At 41.2% G+C, this 3,845-nt stretch carries 4 protein-coding genes; 3 read left to right on the top strand and 1 reads right to left on the bottom strand.

Annotation, left to right across the window (positions count from 1 at the left end; genetic code table 11):
* Nucleotides 1–134 precede the first annotated feature (134 nt).
* Both F6K20_RS28215 and F6K20_RS28210 read left to right on the top strand, forming a co-directional pair.
* The gene (locus F6K20_RS28215) at nt 135–719 is read left to right on the top strand and encodes a hypothetical protein (RefSeq protein ID WP_287296884.1); all 585 of its coding nucleotides are present in this window, start codon (nt 135–137) and stop codon (nt 717–719) included.
* A gap of 206 nt (nt 720–925) precedes the next feature.
* Nucleotides 926–1,384: a tyrosine-type recombinase/integrase gene (locus tag F6K20_RS28210; RefSeq protein ID WP_287296883.1), complete on the top strand. Its 459-nt coding sequence runs from the start codon at nt 926–928 to the stop codon at nt 1,382–1,384.
* Nucleotides 1,385–1,513: 129 nt separating this feature from the next.
* Here F6K20_RS28210 and F6K20_RS28205 read toward each other — a convergent pair whose 3' ends face one another.
* A complete protein-coding gene (locus F6K20_RS28205) occupies nt 1,514–2,425 on the bottom strand; it encodes an Rpn family recombination-promoting nuclease/putative transposase (protein WP_502708887.1) in 912 nt (303 codons plus the stop codon).
* Between the two features lie 655 nt (nt 2,426–3,080).
* Between F6K20_RS28205 and F6K20_RS28200 the strand changes: the two genes are divergently transcribed.
* A complete protein-coding gene (locus F6K20_RS28200) occupies nt 3,081–3,377 on the top strand; it encodes a hypothetical protein (RefSeq protein WP_008187512.1) in 297 nt (98 codons plus the stop codon).
* Nucleotides 3,378–3,845 lie beyond the last annotated feature (468 nt).

The following is a 3,845-nucleotide window of genomic DNA, read 5'->3' as shown; positions in this document are numbered from 1 at the left end:
TCGCGCAGCGTCGGCTTTGCCGAATCCAAAGATGCTAAAGTTCCCGAGTAATCAGGGAATAAATTCCTGTTCGGGCTAACCCCATAGATAGAATCTAGGGGCTTGCGCCCTCAGGGTTTTCGGTCAAAAGATTTGTGAAACATGCCCTAGTTCCAGTGGGCAAGAAAACTCTTGATGGATTTCGAGCTACTGATAACTGGCTATATGTACTTTCCCAAACTCAGGCGGCTGAAACCATTGGGGAAAATGAAAGGAACTTCCGCGAATTCTTGAAATCAAAATGGTTCAAAGATATATGGGGAGAGGAATTCACGCCCGCGATTTTTGAAATAGATCCCTCTAGTCGATGGAGGGGACAAAGTCGCATTAATGGAATTCCGTTGGATATCAATGTCTTGTACTGGACGTACCGGACATCCAAAGGAAACAAAGAAGCATTGAAGTTAACCTCTGCTTTGGCAGGTGACTCTTTGAAGGATCGGTTTCGACTGGCCTTCGGTGATCAAGTAATCACGATAGCTGAGCGAAATAAAGAAATGACTCAGTATGTAGAACGACTGGAAGCAGTTGAAGCCGAGAACAAGCGGCTCAAGACGGACTTGCAGTGCTTGAGTGAAGATTATGCCCAGGATGACCACAAAGATGTAGAAATCAAACGACTGCGGCGAATCCTGCGTCTTAACTGCATCGACCCTGAGGCTCCCGAAAATTATATTTAAAATCGATTAGCCTCAAGACAACCCATCACACTCCATTACCTCTTCCCGTACGCCCATGCGGGATTTTTTGTGCAGATTTTTTCACTTTGTGATTTTAGATCCCGTTACCAAGACGCTATCCCTAGCCAAATCGCACCCACATTGTATTGACTCGGGTACACCCAAACTGTTCAATAAATAGGCATGGGTGTATTGAGGCGTGGGGTATGAAAATCGACCGCCATGGCCAGGCAAAGATTTTAACCGCAGAGGAAATCCAACTGTTGTTTAATGAAGGGGCAACCCTTAACCCGCCACGAGACCGGGCGCTGTTTGCTGTGATGCTTTACACCGCCTGTCGGGTCAACGAAGCCGTGACCTTAAGAATAAGGGATGTCTTAGATCGCTTTGGTTCCGTGCGCCCCGTGGTTCTATTCAGGAAAGGCAATACAAAGGGTAAGCTTGCCACCCGAACCATCCCGGTACTAGAAGATCTGCGGAAACACTTAACGAACTACCACCCTCCGAAATGGGCAAACTATCTATTCCCTGGGAGGCATGGCAAAGGACATATCACCCCAGATGCCGCCAGCTGGATCCTTAATGAATTAAGTATTTTGCTTGTAACAAACAGGTCTTATGCTCCCCCTAGCGCCGTTACCGGGATGGCAGTAACTGGAAAGTGAGTGATTGTCTCGTTAATCTTTACTTTTGTGGCTTCTGACAAGAAAAATTACCGGTACTTCAGTTCGCCTATCTAAGCAACAATTTTTAGCAAAAACCCAGGAATTTGTAGCTCTTGAAGCAATTTCAACCTACAACCGATCAATCTCATCCATACTCAACCCCGTATATTGGGCAATATCCTGAGCGGGTAACCCTGCCGCCTTCATCTGCTTAGCAATCTGCTGTTTTTCTTCCTGTCTACCTTGTTGTCTACCTTGTTGTCTACCTTGTTTTATACCTTGTTTTATACCTTGTTCTATACCTTGTTCCAGAGTTTCATCAATTAAGGTTTGGGTAACATTGTACATATCCCGGTAGACCTTCAGGCTATCCTGATACAGCGCTTGCTCCCTAGATGAGAAATTGGCAATCTCTGCCACATCAAATAGCTGGGCAAACACATCGTCTTGCAAGGGTAATGGGGGTTCATTCAACTGGGCTAGGTGTTTAAATAGAAATAACCACTTGTCAAAATGGGACTCCAACTCATCAAGAGACTTGGTAAATTTCGGTAGCTCAACATAAATAAATTTGAGCTTATCGTAGAACACTTCACAGTGCTGATTTTTCAACTCCACCACATGTAGCAGTTCCGAATCGTGCTTGTGGTCATCAAATACAAAATCTAGGATGCCAACCGTATAAACTGCTGTAAGCTCATAGTTCCAAAATCCCTGTTGTGCCTGTTCTTGGATCGGGAAAGTAGAATAATAGACACTTCTATCCTTAAACAAATTTTGCTTGGCCTTCTGCATTTCTACGATGAACCGTTCACCAGTCTCGCTCTGACAATAAATATCAAAAATAGCCCTTCGATCCACTAAGGTATTGCCCAAAAACTCGGGATTTTTAAAGGTGACATCCTTCAGCTGATGATGGGGAGGCAACAGAGTATTCAAGAAGTCGATTAGCAGTGCCTTATTTGGCTCAGTGCCAAAGACACGTTTAAACCCGAAATCTGTGAGCAGGTCAATGTATTTATCTGGCAGCGGGAAAACCATATTAAAATGCTTTGATAGGGAGTCGGGAGTCGGGAGTCGGGAGTCGGGAGTCGGGAGTCGGGAGTCGTGAGTCGGGAACTTCTGATTAGAAATTATAACAATTCCTACAGGGATTGCTATACTATATACCAAACGCATCTAAATTATAGAAGCCTTACTCAGAAGCGATGCAGTGCGGTCTTTGGGGTTTCCCCCATGAGCAACTGCATCAAGACAGAGATTTGACAATTAATAAGCATAAATACTTATCGTATTAATCTCATATCCAGTAGGCATTTCAAAATAAGATGCATTTACTGTGGTGAGTTTTAGGAGGTCAAAATGCCATTACCGATCGCAGCCATAGTAGTTGCAGTAGCAACACCAATTCTTATTAATAAGGGTTTGGAAATCAAGGAAAAAATTGAATAAAAAGTTAGTGATGAGGAACTTGATAAAATTGAACCAATATTATCGAAATTAGGATTAACCAGGGAAGAAATATTAGCTCTAGATACTGAAAAAAAAATATCTAACCAAGTAAAAGCTCGACTTGATAGACTAGATAAAAGGATACAAGATGAAATAATTCAAGAATTACAAGATTGCTTAGATCAAGATGAATATTTTGAGATTGATTATAAATATTAAATTTTAAAATAAATAAGTAACTAAAATGTTTAATAAACAATGGAATACAGAGTATGAGGGAAATATAATATCAGTTTTAAACACTTGGGGAATAATAAATTTTAGTCTAAAAACAAGTGAGGCAAAACTTTATATAAATGGTGAAAAACAAGATGAATGTAACCATATGCTAGTTATGGGAAAAGAACCAATCATGCAAGGAAAAATTGATCTAGGAAATGGTATGTATAAAATAGTCAAAGTATATATGAAATCTGGCTTATTTTCAGTACAAACTAAAATTTGTATAGATGATATTCAAATTGGTGGTGATAGGTTTTAAATAACTTTATGGAAATCCCTATAAATTCTAACTATAGATTTCCATAACATTGCCTAAAAGGGTACAAACTAGGCAATGTTGTGATTTGTATTTGCAGCATGGGCTTTAATACAAGAAGTCGCTAAGGGATGTGATTTTACCATCAAATGTTATGATCTTTGTTTGCGATCGCTATATATACTTAAGAAGCTTAAAAATTAAACAGGGTAGGCATTGCCCACCCTATTTATAGCGCTTCTCATAGCTATGAGGTACACATAATTTGGCGTTGCTGATTCTCAGTATGGTTTCGCCCCCCTAGCCCCCCAATTCTGGGGGGAAAAACTCTCAAAGTCCCCCAGAATTGGGGGACCAACGGGGGCTTTAATAAAACTAGATGATCGCGCATTCATTCCTTAATTCAGCAACGCCCATAATTTTTCCCCGATTCCCGATTCCCGATTCCCGATTCCCGATTCCCGATTCCCA

This window comes from Moorena sp. SIO2C4, from assembly GCF_010672485.1.
GTDB classification, from domain to species: domain Bacteria; phylum Cyanobacteriota; class Cyanobacteriia; order Cyanobacteriales; family Coleofasciculaceae; genus Moorena; species Moorena producens.
Note: the sequence above shows the minus strand (reverse complement) of the source record. Positions and strands in the feature narration are given on the sequence as shown.